The organism is Shewanella sp. SR43-8 (genome assembly GCF_014163775.1).
GTDB lineage: Bacteria > Pseudomonadota > Gammaproteobacteria > Enterobacterales > Shewanellaceae > Shewanella > Shewanella vesiculosa.
Map to the genome: position 1 here is coordinate 130,616 of NZ_JACJDX010000011.1, position 15,326 is coordinate 145,941.

The window sequence follows — 15,326 nt, forward strand, 5'->3', positions numbered from 1 at the left end:
GTTTTTATGTGGTCAGTCATCAGACTAGGTTTTATTGGCATTCAGGCAATAGGACTAACTACCCAGAATTTGCAATGGAATAGCTAACATTTCATCGCCAGAGCCTGCAAAGTACCAAATAATGCCGACTAAACCTGCCACTGTGAGCAAATACCATACAGTAGAGAAAATCTGTCCATAGCGATCTAAAGGTAATAAGTGGCTCTGATGTCGTCCGCGCCACTCAAAGATAATCTCGACACTGCCAATCAGCAATAAAAAACCGAGTAAAGCCAAGCCTAAGCTGTAGCTAATGAAGACGCCTATGGCTGCGCCTAAAATGCAGGCGATGAGGCCAATCAAGCTGTTCATCGAAAAGCTAATGCTTTTTAATATATGTCCGCCATCGAGAGGTAAAATAGGCAATAAATTAAACAGGTTCAGCAGAGCATTAAATGCCGCTAATCCGGCAAAGAATACGTTACCTGTTATCCAATAAAGTCCGACACAGATAATCGATAAAATCAGCCCAAAAGTAGGGCCCATTATTGAAATATACACGTCTTGCCAACGGGTGTTGATCCGCTCATCGCTCAAGGCTAAACCGCCAACAAAAGGGATTAAATAGATCCCTTTGGTTTTCATGCCGAAATGTTTCATCGCTCGAATATGACCATATTCATGAAACACTAAGCAACCGATAAGGGCTAAGGCAAATTGAAATGAAAATAGCCAAGAATAGGCGGCAACACTGGCTCCGGCAAAAAGAACCTTAACTACCTTAGCGCTTTTTAGCAGTTTAAAACCTAGTGAGGCAAGGCCTACAACACTGATTTTTTGGTTTTTTACCACGGCAATTTCAGGTGTTTGACGCTCAATATCTTTAACTGTACGTTGTCCTTGAGTAATGGACTCATCATCAATTAACAAACAATAATCAAGTTGAAATGGTTGCCAGTTAACATCGATTTCTAATCGTACAGGGAGTGGCGTGACACTTAGATTCGCGCTTGTATTTTCGGTTTCAGTCGCGATAGATGTTTGCCTGGTCAGTTCAAATGAATGGATGTGAAAGGCTTGGTCGGCGGCACTGGCAGACTTTTGTGATACTAGCTGATTGTCCCAATAAAGTTGCTGCCAACCCGCAATCGAGCCTTCTAGTCGCAAACGTTTACCTAGACATTCAATATTTAGTAATTCCATTAAGGATTCTCAGGGGTTAAGAGCTGTGAGCATAGAGGGCATTTTGCCAGAGCGATGGGTGTTGCTCAATGGGGGAGGCCATTATATTGGTTAATTTTAGTTTTGACTTATTTAACAAAGGCCATCAAGGATAAGTGTTTAACTTAACCATGATGGCGTCAATGAGTAGGTGGTAAAGGTCTTATTTAGGAGAGCGGGTTTAATAGAGCTGCTCTAACTCAGCTACAGTCGCGATACCTTGTTCAATGGTGGTAAAGATAATTTTTGAGCTGCAGCAATGGCCTTGAAATTGGCCATACTGACGAACAAGAGGCAATAGTTGTAATACACTCATATCATCACCGAGCTTGAGCAACGAAGGCAGCTCTGCCACGCAGCTATTCACTGATGCGAGCTGTTGCGATTGTGTTTGAATACCATAGACATGACCTACACTATCGATAAGTTTATCGTTAGCATCAAGGGTAAATTGATTTGCACAAATAAAGCTTAACCAATCTTGATGATTAACTAGGTACATTAACTCATCATCTTGATCAAACTTGAGTATTGCAGGCCAATGTACTGGTTGCATAGTGTATATTTCTACCTATATTTGCTGTGTTGAATTCGCTAGCGATTGCTGTAATCGAATGATATTTCTTGATTGACGTTTTTGGCAATGCACGGACCATGTTCACGTTGGGTGCGATTAAATGCATTGCCAATGTGGATTTCAACGTTGATGAATATGTGTTTTTCAGCTTGAATAACATAATTATTGTAATAGTTTTCAACTTCATTAAGGTGTTGTGTGTATTCAACTTCTTCTTTAATACGTTCTGCATCTATCTGGTTTTTTTGCTCGAGCATCATTTTAACTTGTTCAATCATGCCAGCATCACTTTGCCATTCCGCTTTAGGCGGTAGTTTACGCAATCTCGCCTCTAATTCTAAGCTCGCGACAACCATGCCTTTGATACTGTCATCTAATTCTTTAAGCTCTTGCTTTAACTCACCTTGATGCATAGCACAAAACAGTTCGGTTTTAGTACTGGCCGTAGCGCCAAATGCAATAGCCCTAATCCCTTTAGCAGCAGTGGCAATGCCGCCGACCAAGTCACCACGTTTTCCTTGAGCATCGCTGACCGTTATAGTGTCACCAGATGTCGAATGACTGTGAAGCAACTGCTTAGTGACTAAAATATTACCCAGCGCTTCTAGTTGTGAATATTGTACAAATTGGGCACAAATCTGTCCGGTAGCTTTAATTTTAGTACTCAGTTCATGCTCTTTAATCAAGCGACCAATAACACCTTTACTGACAATCACATCACCTTGAGCTTCAATAGTGGCAGACTCAACAAAGCCCATCACGGTGACATCACCGCTGGCTTTAACTTCCATACCTTCGTGCACATCACCGGTAATTAATATACTGCCTTTAAAATTAACGTGGCCACAGCGAACATCAACATCTTTAATTTGCAGAATATCGTCAACTTGCATGCCAGTACGGTTTTCCACTGGCTGACCAGGAACGGTGGCGATGAGTTGGTTGGGATCTTGAGGATGAAAGCTCGCGCCAGTGCCGGGCTCCATGGATTTATCTTTACCTGGAATTTGTTGCAGTACATCACCGTGGATATTAAACCCCGGAGTCCCTGTCGTTAATGGCGTTTTAATCATTAATACATCGTTGGGTTTGACGGTAATCAGTGAGCCTAAATCACGCATATCAACAGAGCCGTCTTCGCGTTCTTGTGGTTGCAATAGACGCTCGCGAGCTAAGGCAACTTTACGGGTTAATATTGCATCTTCGCCATTAACGGCTAACTTACCCGAGGCTATGATCCCCTCACAGGTTTCACCTGGGGGCAATATCGATAAACGCTGTATCAATGCCATAATCTTAGGTTTACTGAGTCCCATTTTGATTTTTTGAGTTTTCAGGGTATTGAGTATGTCTGGTAGGGTGATATCTTTGCCGCCCCAGGCTGAAGTGATTTTCATGCTTGCTTGCATTTTATCGTCACTGACACTGATGCTCACAGAGCCATCTTTGCGCTCGGCAATCGTAAAAAAGAGTTCATGTCCGCCAGGCGTTTGGCCACAAAGTGCATTGACTTCAGATACGGCTTTATTAATCGCGGGGATAATCGGAAATAACATCGTAAAATCAGCCTGTGTCAGCAAGGCATTAATATCATCCTCCGACACGGGGCCATGGGTATTGGGAATTATACGTAATTCCGCTTTGCTTTTATCTGCACTTAATGTGACGAGTGATGGCGTTAACATAACATCCTTTATTTTTATTTTTATATTCGGTCATTAGACGCCAGTACCATACCAACGAAACAAAGCCGAAAATGTGCGTTATTTTGCCTTTTCGTTAATTTAGCTGATATTTAGCTGTAATTCCAGCCGTAATGAGCTTTGCTGCCCATGAACTAAGCCAGTTGAGGTGAGATTTGGCGGGCTTTTAGGAGGGATTAACCTTGATGGGAATATAGCTTATATTTATTGTTTTCAGCTAACACTTCTACTTTGCCAAAATGAGTCGCAATAGTCTCTGAATAAGGTAAGTGGCGATTAGCGACAATTTGCCATATGCCTTTGCTGGTTAGTCGAGTTGCGCTTTGTTGGACAAATTGTGTGGCGATATCTGTAGTGTTGGTTAACCCATCATGAAACGGTGGGTTGGAGATAATACCGTCAAATTTACCGACAATTTGATTGAATCCGTCTGAAGGGTAAATTTTTGCGCGCATATTATTGGCTGCAAGGGTTAATTCGCATGATAGTAGTGCCATCGCATTGATATCAATACATTCAATAGTTAGCGTCGGGTTAGCTTTGAGTAACGCCGCTGTAATGACCCCTGCACCACAACCAAAGTCGAGAACTCTGCCGTGTAAATTTTCTGGTAAATGCGACAGTAATAATTCAGTGCCCTGATCGAGACGTTTTTCGCTAAATACACCAACAAGGTTACAAATCTGTAATTGCCCTTGCGGAGTCTCGAGTGAGTACTGGCTTACCCAATCACTAAGGGTTAATGCTGGCGCGACTTGAGTTAAATAGCTGATATACACCAGGCAATGGCGGGCATTATCTTGTTTGATTGGTGGCGAGTAATAATCAGGTGTGAGCTTAGCAATCGACTTTATTCCCCCTTTATTTTCACCGACAATGATCAGCTGGCCATCAATAGATAAATGCTGCGCAGCTAGTTGCAGTAAATAGCCCATTAACGGTTTAGCTTTGGGAAAATAAATAATCACACTATCAAATTTTGAACTTGCGAGTGAATCAGGTAATTGATGACCAAAATAGCACTGTAATTTGTCATTGGTACAAGAGGACAATATCAGGTGATGATTAAAATCCAACGCTAGGGCGGTAACATGATGAGCAAACTCAAGACATTGATGTGCAAAAGTATCAGCTTCATAATTAAGCACTAACACATTTTGCTTTTCAAAATAGTGGCTGTTTCTGATTAATGCTTGAGAAGGATTTGTTAACACGTCAGTTGCTCATAATGCTAGTGATAAGATAAACACGCTGATATTAACACAATCCCCGCTGATAAGGGCGGGGATTGTGTGGGGCATCGTCGTTCGGTATTGATTAAGGTATTTGTCTCTATTGTGGTAATAGGCTGAACATTTTAGTCGCGATATCAATGTTGTCTTGATGGCCGCTAAACAACCTTGCGCCAGGGCCTGCAGCGAATACTTGAACATCCATCGCGGTATGTCCGCCAGTTGTCCAACCGGTATTAGACTGAATATCAATTAATTTACGCAGTGCGACAGACAGTGGTTCGTTACCTTGCATACGAGCTGCTTGTAATTGGCTGTATTGTGCGTCGCTTGGAGTAAAACCCAAAAGTGTTGCGGTTAAAGGCTGCCAATTATCTTCAGCAATCGCGCGCGTAGCAATTGCATCTGGGCTGGCTTTAACCTTATGTAGCACCTGTGGATTCCACTCATATTTGTCATTTGCGCCAATAGATAACCCACCGGTATTATGATCGGCTGTTACCACCATAAGTGTGTTTTTACTTTGACGAACAAATTGTTCAACCACTTCAATTGCTGAAGCAAATTCATCCATTTCACCCATGGCCGTAGCAATATCGTTACTGTGGCCAGCCCAATCAATTAAGCTACCCTCTACTAATAACACAAACCCTTGGTTATTTTGTGACAGTAAATCTAGGGCTTTCTGGGTCATATGACTCAGGTTATGCGCTTGGTTATCGTTAATTACCCAAGGTAATTGGACATCAGCAAATAGCCCTAATACTTTTGGTTTAGTAACCGATTCAAGCTGGGCGAATTCAGTAATGTGTTGATAACCTTTAGCGCTAAACTGCTCAAGTAGTGTTGGGGTGAAATATTGCTGACCCCCACCAAGAATCACATCTGCATCTGAGCTTAAATAAGCCTCTGCAATATCAATATAATTTCGACGGCTTTCATTATGAGCCAGAAATGCCGCTGGTGTTGCATGGTTGACTTGCGAGGTGACTGCTACACCAGTTGATAAACCTAATGTTTTGGCTTTTTCCATTAAGGTGGTCAGCGGACGTTTTTCGGTATCAACGGCAATGGCTCCATTATAACTTTTAACCCCAGTTGATAAGGCAGTTGCTGATGCTGCTGAATCGGTAACATAACCGCTTACAGAGGCTGGGTAGGTGCTTGCCATCCCCACAAGTAAACGATCAAAAACCGTTTGTTCAATCTCTTCGGTCTCAGGATTATCTTTGTAATAACGGTAGGCTGTGGTGTACGCCGGTCCCATACCATCGCCAATCATAATGATAATATTTTTCGGTCTTGATGGACCGACCGTCGGCACATTATTGCTTACGGCGCTGTCTACAGTAGGGGACACTATGACTTCATCAGCCATTGCTCCAGTTATAATCAAACTAGATACCAATATTAATCTGCTGACTATTTTTGTGTAGATAGATAAATAATGCATGAATAATCCTATTTCTGCTGGCTTATACGGGCTTCGATGGCATCCATGAGCATACCAGTAATGCTAACGTCAAATGCTGCTTCGATTTCTTTAATGCAGGTTGGGCTGGTCACATTGATTTCAGTTAATTTATCGCCGATGACGTCTAAGCCGACAAAAATAAGGCCACGTTTTTTCAATTCTGGACCAATTGCCCGAGCAATTTTCCAATCACTTTCTGATAATGGTTGAGCCACACCACTGCCGCCAGCGGCTAGGTTGCCACGGGTTTCACCTTTCATCGGAATACGCGCTAGTGCATAAGGTACTGGTTCACCGTCAACCACTAAAATACGCTTATCGCCTTGAGTGATTTCTGGGATAAATGCCTGAGCCATTGCGTATTGTTGACCATAACTGGTTAAGGTTTCGATAATCACTCCCACGTTAGGATCATCTTTTTTCACACGGAAAATCGAGGTGCCACCCATGCCATCTAAGGGTTTTAAAATGATGTCTTGTTTTAGCTGGTGGAAGGCTCGGATACGTTTAGCATCACGAGTCACAATAGTGTCTGGGGTAAACTCAGAAAACCATGCGGTAAACAATTTTTCATTGGCATCGCGTAAGCTTTGTGGTTTGTTAACGATTAATACGCCTTCTTCTTCTGCACGTTCAAGCATATAAGTGGCATAGATAAATTCAGTATCGAACGGTGGATCTTTACGCATTAAAATAACATCAAGTTCTGCTAGCGGAGTATCGACGGACTCGCCTAAGGTAAACCATTGACTAGCATCTTGCTTAACTGATAATTCACGCATGTTGGCCATGGCTTTGCCGTTGACCATAGCAAGATCATGCATTTCCATGTAGAACAATTGGTAGCCTCTTGCTTGCGCTTCTAATAACATCGCGAAGCTCGAATCTTTTTTGATATTAATGTCGCTAATAGGGTCCATAACAATGCCGAGCTTAATCATGTGTGTATCCTTAATAATGTGCAGAGAGGTATCGGTATGTTAACCAATATCGCCAAATTTAACTTGTAATGCCGTAATGGCAGTCAATGATGCAGTTTCTGTACGCAGCACCCTAGGGCCTAATAAAATATCGGTAAAATGCTGGGTTTCTGTCATGGCAATTTCTTCGTCAGATAAACCGCCTTCTGGGCCAATGAGCAATCTTACTCTTTGATGTTGGCCGTCTAACTGTAAGCCATTAATGCCATGTGAAGCCCTTGGATGCAAATTCAGTTTTAATGCTTCAGTGGGTTCTGCACACCACTGTGCCAATGTCATTGCCGGGCGAACAATAGGTACGATACTGCGGCCAGATTGTTCACAAGCACTGACCACAATTTTTTGCCATTGCTGCAGTTTTTTCTCTAAACGCTCACCACTCAGTTTGACACCACAACGATCGGAAAATAACGGCGTAATAGTGGTTACGCCAAGCTCAACCGATTTTTGAACGGTAAATTCCATGCGGTCACCACGTGAAATCACCTGGCCTAAGTGTAAGTTTAATGGCGATTCACTGTGGTTTTTTTCACAACTCAATAGCGTGACAGTGATAGATTTCTTACTGGTTTCAATAATCTCGGCTAAGTAATCATTACCGTCACCATTAAACAAACTGATGTGATCGCCCATTCCCATTCGCAATACTCGGCCGATATGAGCAACACCATCTTCATCTAATTGAAGTGTTTGCCCTTGCTGTAAATTGTCTTGGGGCTGAAAAATGCGTGGGACTCTCATCAGTGTTGACCTTATTTAATCAATTGTTCAAGGTAGCTTGATCGCCAATTATCGAACTAAGCCGTTATTTTGGCATTGTTTGAATACAAAATCATTATGATTACCTTGGTTAGCTGCGATTAAGCTGTCGCGTTGACATTCTGTGGTGCTAACCGGTTGCATTTTGTTCCATGCATTAAACAATTTCTGTTGGCTACTGCTGATTTGTAGACCATAGGTTTGTTGCATATAAAGGTAAGTTCGAGCGATCGGCCCTCTTGCATCTTTTGGTGGCTGCACTTTACGGCCTTTAAAGTCGACAATCATCTCGCATTGTCCGTACTGATCTGCTTTGCCGCCCCAATCACTAAACCTAAAGTTACTGCGGTCGCCATTGACCTCACCGACAGCGGGCACAAGGTTATGTAAATCGGCTTCCATTTTTTTAAATTGCGAATTGTTTTTACCACAATTTTTACGTCCGCCATCTTGCCAACATTGCAGTTGATGACCAAATTCCCAGGCGGGGACTACGTGTTCCCATTCGATACGGTTGGCTCTAATAATTTGTTTTCTAACCAGATAGCCACAGCTAGCATGATCCGCCTGCCATAATTTACCTGCTATGACGATATCACAGCCGCAATAGAAGGTGTTGAGTGGCAAGTGTTGCTGATAGATCTTTTTGGCAATGGTTTTGGCTTTACCGAAACTACTGGGGTGTTCTGCCGCAATAAGTGTTGATGAAAAAATGCCGCACAGTAGCGACACCCCAAATAACCAAGAATGAGTGGATGATAAGCGCAAAATAAACCCTAAAATTAACAAAAACATCATTACAGCGCAGGCTTAGCCTGTCATTTGGGCAGATGTTAAGCCATCGAATGCGATGACGCAATTGATAATATTTAAGGAGAAAAAGGGCTTAATGTTTGTTGGCAACGGCGACAGCGATATTGAGTTTGGCCGCGGACAATTCTGTTATGACGTCTTATGGTTAAGTGGATGCTGCCACAGGCGCAAAAATATTCGAACTGTTGGCCACTGACAGACTGAGTATTGAGTTGGTGAGTGGTCTTGGGGGCAATATTAAATGTTGTCAGCATAACGCTTTGCCATTCTTTACCATGAGGTTTTACTTTACCAAACAGATGAAAACACACTAAATGGCTAATTTCATGTGGCACAACTTCGTTAATAAAAATATCAGGGTTTTCAGCCAGTAACACCGAGTTAAAGCGTAATTTATTCGCTTGTAAATGCGCTGTGCCGGCGCTTTTTCCACGTAAGCTGAAATGCACACAAGGACGGGGGAATTGGCGTTTGAAATGCAGCTCGGCTAACTGGTAATCGGCTTCGACTTTGGCCAAGATCTGCAGTTGTAAGGGGTTACTAACGTTCGTGTTTAGTGGTTGCTTGGTGCGAGGGCGCGCTGATAATGAAGATTCCTTAGTATGGATATCTTGCGTTAACGCTTGGTGCGCGCGTTGGCTGAAATTAAAAATACTTTTAAACATTTTGGGTTGCTTCACTTGCTTGAATGATTAACGAAAGATTCAGGCAAGTAAAGTATTGACCTGTTAATTTAGTGTATCGATATTATAGTGTGCTCGCTGCCGCAGCTATCATGGCACGTATTTGCTCAACAATGTCTGACTCTACTTGCGAGTCGTAACCTTTAATGCGTGGAGTATGAATGTGTCCTACCGGTAAATTCAAGTTAAATTGATCTCGAAGTAAAATACTGCGATAGGATATTTCGTTAGATAAATAGCCGCCACCAGAGCCTTCTACAGAAATTTCATTTTGTAATTCAGCCAGTGATGATGCTTTAAATTGGCCTCGAGATAAGCTGCTAACTTGATTGTTATCATTAACACTCCATTGACCTTTTACCGCTGCCATCGCCTCTACAGGTAATGAGAATTGCACAAACTCAGGACCATTTAATATCCCATCGTTTGAAGTGCCACCGTTAAATAGCGGCGCTTTTGGATTGGTGCGACTTGCTCCAGTTAATACATTTAAATTATCTGGTGCCTCTGCACTGCGGTTACGTCCAGGAAAACGTTCAATATCAAAATTATCACGACCCATGCTAATGGTAAATACCATGTCAACACTGTTCTCTCGATAAAACGGTGTCAGTAACGATTCGATAATACCATTATCAAAATCACTAAATCTCACTGGGATCATCACAGTTTCAATCTGTACTTTTTTTCCATTAACTTCAAAATGATAACCGTCGAGAGCTAAAGCTGCTAAACCTGACGGATTACTTTGGCCGATATCCTTATCAAGGAAAAAAGGATCAAAACCAGTGACCAAGATATTAATTTGGCTGTCGGAAGAAAATTCAATATCACTAAAGCCACGGGAGGATTTCTCCACCGCTTTGACTAAAATCTCGCGTTGCCAGTCGGCAAGATTAAATCCTGCTTTGTCTTGTTTTAAGACCTTACGCATGCTTAATCGACTCCAGTACAAGGAGCGATCATCACTGTGTCCAGACTGAACATCCCTAACAGCTTGTTGCCATAACCTATGCCCTTGATGGGCTGCCATTTCTGTCACCGCTAATTCATCGGTGGATTGAGCAAACTTGACCTCCAAGGTATCACTAATGGCTTGATAACGATTAACCACCTGAGGTAGGGTTTGTTCCGCCTTTAATACGCGAATTTCTTCAACATTTTTGGGGAGTTGTCCTGCGTTAACTGCAGCAGATAAGGTGACTAGTGCCAATGAACTTAACATTATACAAGCATTGTATTTAATCATGACGGTTCCTTTAGGACTCCTAGATATCTATCTTTAGGTTGCGTTTAACGACTTTACTGCCCGTGAGACGGACTAACGATTAGTCTAGGTTATATTTATAACACAGTTGTTTAGGTGGTTTAAGAGCACGGTTAACTCTTGTGCACGAGTAAGCTGTTTTTGAGCGCCGATTTATGTGGATATTTGGGGTAATAGTTAAATGTTGCATATATGTCAATTTAATTACTGCTTTTTGTATACTATTAACACTTCTGTACCATACTATGGTCATAAGAAAGATGTAGCTGAGATAACAGATACATTAAAGTTAGTCATCATTACGATCAATCTGGGGTGATTAGTCGATAAAAAGATGATTAAAACGTACAAAGTGTGGTTCTGAGTGGGTATCCATATTGAATCCAATAATGATACTGCTCATGAGTAACTACATTACTTAACTTATGTATTAAGTTACCGATGATATAAACGATTAACATGTCAGCAGGGTTTATATTCAAGTAATATTGTCCGGTTATATCTATAGATAAGATGCACGGGCTAGCCTTGTGTTAGCCCTTTTGTGATTTCTTTATCGAAAGGATATCAACATGAAAACGTTACTCATAGCAGGTTTTCAGTGTAAGGAGCTAAATGAAGTACTTTCTCGATTAGATTTTAAGCTGCATTACATTGATAAGTATGATCAAAATAATATACCTAATAATTGTGCCCTATGCTTAATCGATCTTCGAAAAGGAAATATTGAAAATGAAATCAGCCACTTAGTTAAAAGTTTGGTCCCCAAGATCCATATTATTGTACTGATCAATAAATCACAACTCGAAATAAAAAATATTACTACCTTCATTGCGCAATATGCCTGGGATTTTTGCACGAGTCCAATCGATCCAGAAAGGTTAGAAAAGTGTCTAGGTCATGGCATCGGCTTGTCTAAATTAAAACAGCAGCATCATGCGCCAAAGCTTGAGCAAACTGGCAAAGAAACTGAGCCATCAGTGTACCAATCAGACGTCATGCAACAGTTATTTCGTCAAGTTGAGCGAGTTGCACCAACAGATATTCCAGTGCTTATTCGTGGTGAATCAGGCACAGGTAAAGAATTAGTCGCCACTAAGTTACATCAATTATCTTCCAGAAAAGATAGACCTCTTATTACCGTTAATTGTGGTGCTATGGCGGCAGGTTTAATTCAGTCAGACTTATTTGGTCATGAAAAAGGTGCTTTTACAGGAGCAACAAGTAACCGGAAAGGCAAAATTGCATTGGCTGATGGCGGTACATTGTTATTAGATGAAATAGGTGATTTACCCGCGGAATTACAAGTCAATTTATTGCGTTTTTTACAAGAGGGTTTGTACGACTCAGTGGGTGGCGGTAAATCTCAATCGGCTGACGTGCGTATTTTAGCGGCAACTCATGTTGATTTAGAAAGTGCTATCGATAAAGGTCGTTTTAGGTTAGATCTCTATTATCGCTTGAATGGCATAACCATTAACACCCCAAGATTAGAAGAAAGGCGTGATGATATCATCGGTCTAGCTAATCGATTCATTCGAATGTATTCGAATGAATATGGACTGGTGGCTAAGCCATTATCGCAATCTGCATGCCATGCATTATTAAACTATTCATGGCCAGGCAATGTCCGAGAGTTAATTAATCGTGTTCGTCGTGCAGTGGTACTGTGCGACATGCCGCAGATCAGTGCACAAAACCTAGAGTTAGCTAATATTGACAAAAAGCGTCACATCGCGCTCTCGCTTAAAACCTTAAAAGACAATGCCGAAAAACAAGCCTTACAACAGGCCATTCTAATTGCTGATGGCCAAGTTGAGCTTGCAGCAAGTTATTTAGATATTTCAAGGGCAACCTTTTATAGACTCATGGACAAACATGATTTATAGCTGATTTAATTTGGTTTAATTTGGTTTAATTTAGCCATCCGTATAGTTTGCTTATCGAGTCTTAACATTAAGATTAAGTCTAAAAATATAATTAATTCTTATATCAATAACCTAGCTATTTTCATTCTTAACTTTAAGAATATCTCTGCATTAAAAAAACACTATCTATTTGAAAATTATTAACTTTCAAATTTGGCATAAGGGTTGCTATATCCTTATATCAGGTATGGAAGGAACATCTTATGGATATCATTAGCAAATCACATTACGACATATTGCAATTGTCATTAATACGAGGAATACAGCTCAGTGTATTATTGCTGGTTGCCCCCTCTTACGCTGATGATTCCACTGTTATTGGTTCGCATGTGATGCAAGGTGCTGGTCGAGCAAGTATCAATCAAGCGGCTGGCGATTTTAATATTCAGTCTAACAGTCATGTATTAGGCCAGCGTACATCGATCCAAACGATTAATTACAGTTTATTACCTCAACCAACATCATTGTCAGAATCCAATAAACAACTTACTGCAAGAATAGACAGCCAAGCTTTCGCTCAGTTTCAAGGCTTAGCAAGTATTAATCAAGTCAGCGGTGAGCAAAACATACAAGCTAACATCGGCAGTATTGCCATCGATTCGAGCCTAGCAACCATAGTGGGCCAGGGATTGAATGATGAAGCGTTAACTCAAGTGACGAGCCAAATGGCACCGTCATCTTATCAATTATCATACTATCAAGCCGACATCGCGCCAGACAGTTTTTTGGATGCGCAGGGCGTGATGCAGGTAAATCAGATTTCTGGTGACAATAATGTTGCCATTAACCAGTTCTCGTTGCAGTTACCAAGCGGGAATTAATAATCATCGATCGGAGGAATGGAAGATGAAAAAACTCACTCTAGTGCTAAGTATTGCAGCAATAATGAGTAGTTCTGCATATGCAAATGGACCAGGAAATGGACCAGGAAATGGAAATGGAAATGGAATGAATGATTCAGACAGTAGTGTTGAATTAACTAAAAAAGTAGATGTATCTAAAGACCTTGAATATAAAGGTAAAGTGGCCATTGAAGGCACTATAACTGCTAATGGGTTAGGCATGGCTGTAGTTGAAAACGTACAGGAAACTAGCGCGAATATGGTTGAAAATTACTATCACGATAATGACGCTAAGATATCCGGCAGTGCATTTGAAAATGCCAGCGGTAACATTGGTGTTAACCAAGCAGCAGGTGATTTTAATGCTCAAAGTAATTCTGCTGCGTTAGCCTCTATTGATGCCGGTTTTGCTTTTGGTTCTGGTGATGCTGAAATCTTTAGTACTCAGGTGGGTGGCTTCAATGGTGTGTGGAATGAAGCATCAACTAACACATCAACCATTAATGGCGCGTCATTCATGAATGCCACGGGTAATATTGGTGTCAACGTTGCTGCTGGTAACAATAATATTCAGGCGAATAATATGGCCGCGTCTTCATACAATGGTCGTCTAGGTGAAGCAAGCGTGTCTAATGTGCAAAATACTGGGCATAACGGCACGATGAATATTGGGGTTGTTCAGGATAACGTTGAATATGTTGATGTTAATCTAGCGTTAAACGCCAATGGCGGATATGAAGGTACATCAGCACTTAATGATGCTTACTATCCAGAAGTTATTCTTGAAGGTAATGGTTCTCACGATGTCCCACCTGGAACCGTTGTGGGACACATTGACTTTGATACTGAGAATCCAACTGGTGCCGAAGTGATGACCTTTGATGAAGAAGGTGATTTAGCGCTTAATGGTACTGTGAGTGGTCAATTACCTTTCTTCGTGCAAACTGTACTGCAGAAGTCTAATAACTCTTCATTATTAGCTGGAACAGCCTTCCAAAATGCCTCGGGTAATATTGGGGTTAACTTGGCAAGTGGCACAGGTAACTTACAGTCAAACAATTTAGCCTTGACCAGTATTACCGGAGCAGCAGAAATTATCTCTGGTGAATAAAACTAAATTGATCAATATGAATAAGGCAGGGGGGTAAGCCCCCCTGATTCATCTTATGCGCAACATTAGCCAATTGATTATCTCTGTATTGATCATTTTCAGCTTTACTCACTACAATTATGCCGCCGAGATCCCATTAACGGGTGTTGTGCCTGGCATGGGAACTTATACAAAATCTATTCAGAGTATACGTGAGCGAAAATTTGAACATGTTATAGAGCAAAAAACCGACTTTTCGTGCGGTGCGGCTAGTTTAGCTAGTCTGTTGAAATATGCCTATGACCGTCAAGATATTAGTGAACAAAAAGTGTTGATTGGCATGTTAGAGCATGCTGATTTGACTCTGGTTCAAGAGCAAGGATTTTCACTGCTTAATATGAAACGGTATCTGCAATCTCAAGAATTAAGAGGGCGGGGATATAAAATCGGTGAAGCTGAAATATCCTTGCTCAAAATACCTGCCATTGTTTTACTCAATGATGGTGGTTATAGCCATTTTGTGGTGTTTCGTCGCCAGGATGGTGGAAACGTCTATTTAGGCGATCCAGCATTAGGTAATCGGATTATGACAATGGCTGAGTTTACTCAAAAGTGGAATGGGGTTGTATTTGTGGTTATTGGGCAAGAATATCGACGCGATAATCCATTACTGCATCCAAGAGCAAAACTAACGTTTAAGACACTCGATCCGCTCTCACCTATGACGGATGCTGAGTTACTTGAATTTGGTTTTTCATATTCAGATATGCTTTAAGGA

General features: G+C 41.3%; 14 protein-coding genes. 4 read left to right on the forward strand and 10 right to left on the reverse strand.

Annotated features, from left to right (window positions below; translation table 11 throughout):
- Positions 1 to 54 precede the first annotated feature (54 nt).
- The 10 genes from H5114_RS15345 to H5114_RS15390 form a co-directional block, all read right to left on the reverse strand.
- Positions 55 to 1,182 carry a site-2 protease family protein gene (locus H5114_RS15345; protein WP_182723387.1) on the reverse strand — a complete coding sequence of 376 codons (1,128 nt, stop codon included), beginning with the start codon at positions 1,180 to 1,182 and terminating at the stop codon, positions 55 to 57.
- 199 nt (positions 1,183 to 1,381) lie between these two features.
- Positions 1,382 to 1,756 (reverse strand): DUF4144 domain-containing protein, encoded by a 375-nt coding sequence (locus H5114_RS15350; RefSeq protein ID WP_124017312.1) that lies wholly within the window; start codon positions 1,754 to 1,756, stop codon positions 1,382 to 1,384.
- A gap of 38 nt (positions 1,757 to 1,794) precedes the next feature.
- Complete coding sequence (locus H5114_RS15355; RefSeq protein WP_182723388.1) at positions 1,795 to 3,462, reverse strand: DUF342 domain-containing protein; 1,668 nt, start codon at positions 3,460 to 3,462, stop codon at positions 1,795 to 1,797.
- Between the two features lie 194 nt (positions 3,463 to 3,656).
- Complete coding sequence (locus H5114_RS15360) at positions 3,657 to 4,694, reverse strand: class I SAM-dependent methyltransferase (RefSeq protein WP_182723389.1); 1,038 nt, start codon at positions 4,692 to 4,694, stop codon at positions 3,657 to 3,659.
- Positions 4,695 to 4,812: 118 nt separating this feature from the next.
- On the reverse strand, positions 4,813 to 6,165 hold the full coding sequence (locus H5114_RS15365; RefSeq protein WP_182723390.1) for an alkaline phosphatase: 1,353 nt from the start codon (positions 6,163 to 6,165) through the stop codon (positions 4,813 to 4,815).
- Positions 6,166 to 6,173: 8 nt separating this feature from the next.
- Positions 6,174 to 7,127, reverse strand: coding sequence for a glutathione synthase (gene gshB / locus H5114_RS15370; protein WP_124017316.1), 954 nt, complete (start codon positions 7,125 to 7,127; stop codon positions 6,174 to 6,176).
- A 39-nt stretch (positions 7,128 to 7,166) separates the two neighbouring features.
- A complete protein-coding gene (gene rsmE, locus H5114_RS15375; RefSeq protein ID WP_182723391.1) occupies positions 7,167 to 7,907 on the reverse strand; it encodes a 16S rRNA (uracil(1498)-N(3))-methyltransferase in 741 nt (246 codons plus the stop codon).
- A 48-nt stretch (positions 7,908 to 7,955) separates the two neighbouring features.
- Complete coding sequence (locus tag H5114_RS15380; protein WP_182723429.1) at positions 7,956 to 8,720, reverse strand: endonuclease; 765 nt, start codon at positions 8,718 to 8,720, stop codon at positions 7,956 to 7,958.
- A 74-nt stretch (positions 8,721 to 8,794) separates the two neighbouring features.
- A complete protein-coding gene (locus H5114_RS15385; protein ID WP_182723392.1) occupies positions 8,795 to 9,403 on the reverse strand; it encodes a SprT family zinc-dependent metalloprotease in 609 nt (202 codons plus the stop codon).
- 82 nt (positions 9,404 to 9,485) lie between these two features.
- Positions 9,486 to 10,670 (reverse strand): hypothetical protein, encoded by a 1,185-nt coding sequence (locus H5114_RS15390; RefSeq protein WP_182723393.1) that lies wholly within the window; start codon positions 10,668 to 10,670, stop codon positions 9,486 to 9,488.
- A gap of 590 nt (positions 10,671 to 11,260) precedes the next feature.
- On the opposite strand from H5114_RS15390, the gene H5114_RS15395 reads away from it, so the two are divergent.
- From H5114_RS15395 to H5114_RS15410, 4 genes are all read left to right on the forward strand, one after another.
- Positions 11,261 to 12,577 carry a sigma-54 dependent transcriptional regulator gene (locus H5114_RS15395; protein WP_182723394.1) on the forward strand — a complete coding sequence of 439 codons (1,317 nt, stop codon included), beginning with the start codon at positions 11,261 to 11,263 and terminating at the stop codon, positions 12,575 to 12,577.
- 242 nt (positions 12,578 to 12,819) lie between these two features.
- A complete protein-coding gene (locus tag H5114_RS15400) occupies positions 12,820 to 13,437 on the forward strand; it encodes a hypothetical protein (RefSeq protein ID WP_182723395.1) in 618 nt (205 codons plus the stop codon).
- A gap of 25 nt (positions 13,438 to 13,462) precedes the next feature.
- A complete protein-coding gene (locus H5114_RS15405; protein WP_182723396.1) occupies positions 13,463 to 14,569 on the forward strand; it encodes a hypothetical protein in 1,107 nt (368 codons plus the stop codon).
- 55 nt (positions 14,570 to 14,624) lie between these two features.
- The gene (locus H5114_RS15410) at positions 14,625 to 15,323 is read left to right on the forward strand and encodes a C39 family peptidase (RefSeq protein WP_182723397.1); all 699 of its coding nucleotides are present in this window, start codon (positions 14,625 to 14,627) and stop codon (positions 15,321 to 15,323) included.
- The last annotated feature ends 3 nt before the right edge of the window (positions 15,324 to 15,326 follow it).

What these genes read in the sequence shown, in the direction of transcription:
- H5114_RS15355 (WP_182723388.1), bottom strand. Translation starts at nt 3,462, where the DNA reads ATGTTAACGCCATCACTCGTCACATTAAGTGCAGATAAAAGCAAAGCG.
- H5114_RS15345 (WP_182723387.1), bottom strand. Translation starts at nt 1,182, where the DNA reads ATGGAATTACTAAATATTGAATGTCTAGGTAAACGTTTGCGACTAGAA.
- H5114_RS15410 (WP_182723397.1), top strand. Translation starts at nt 14,625, where the DNA reads ATGCGCAACATTAGCCAATTGATTATCTCTGTATTGATCATTTTCAGC.
- H5114_RS15390 (WP_182723393.1), bottom strand. Translation starts at nt 10,670, where the DNA reads ATGATTAAATACAATGCTTGTATAATGTTAAGTTCATTGGCACTAGTC.
- H5114_RS15405 (WP_182723396.1), top strand. Translation starts at nt 13,463, where the DNA reads ATGAAAAAACTCACTCTAGTGCTAAGTATTGCAGCAATAATGAGTAGT.
- H5114_RS15380 (WP_182723429.1), bottom strand. Translation starts at nt 8,720, where the DNA reads ATGTTTTTGTTAATTTTAGGGTTTATTTTGCGCTTATCATCCACTCAT.
- rsmE (WP_182723391.1), bottom strand. Translation starts at nt 7,907, where the DNA reads ATGAGAGTCCCACGCATTTTTCAGCCCCAAGACAATTTACAGCAAGGG.
- H5114_RS15350 (WP_124017312.1), bottom strand. Translation starts at nt 1,756, where the DNA reads ATGCAACCAGTACATTGGCCTGCAATACTCAAGTTTGATCAAGATGAT.
- H5114_RS15400 (WP_182723395.1), top strand. Translation starts at nt 12,820, where the DNA reads ATGGATATCATTAGCAAATCACATTACGACATATTGCAATTGTCATTA.
- H5114_RS15395 (WP_182723394.1), top strand. Translation starts at nt 11,261, where the DNA reads ATGAAAACGTTACTCATAGCAGGTTTTCAGTGTAAGGAGCTAAATGAA.
- H5114_RS15385 (WP_182723392.1), bottom strand. Translation starts at nt 9,403, where the DNA reads ATGTTTAAAAGTATTTTTAATTTCAGCCAACGCGCGCACCAAGCGTTA.
- gshB (WP_124017316.1), bottom strand. Translation starts at nt 7,127, where the DNA reads ATGATTAAGCTCGGCATTGTTATGGACCCTATTAGCGACATTAATATC.
- H5114_RS15365 (WP_182723390.1), bottom strand. Translation starts at nt 6,165, where the DNA reads ATGCATTATTTATCTATCTACACAAAAATAGTCAGCAGATTAATATTG.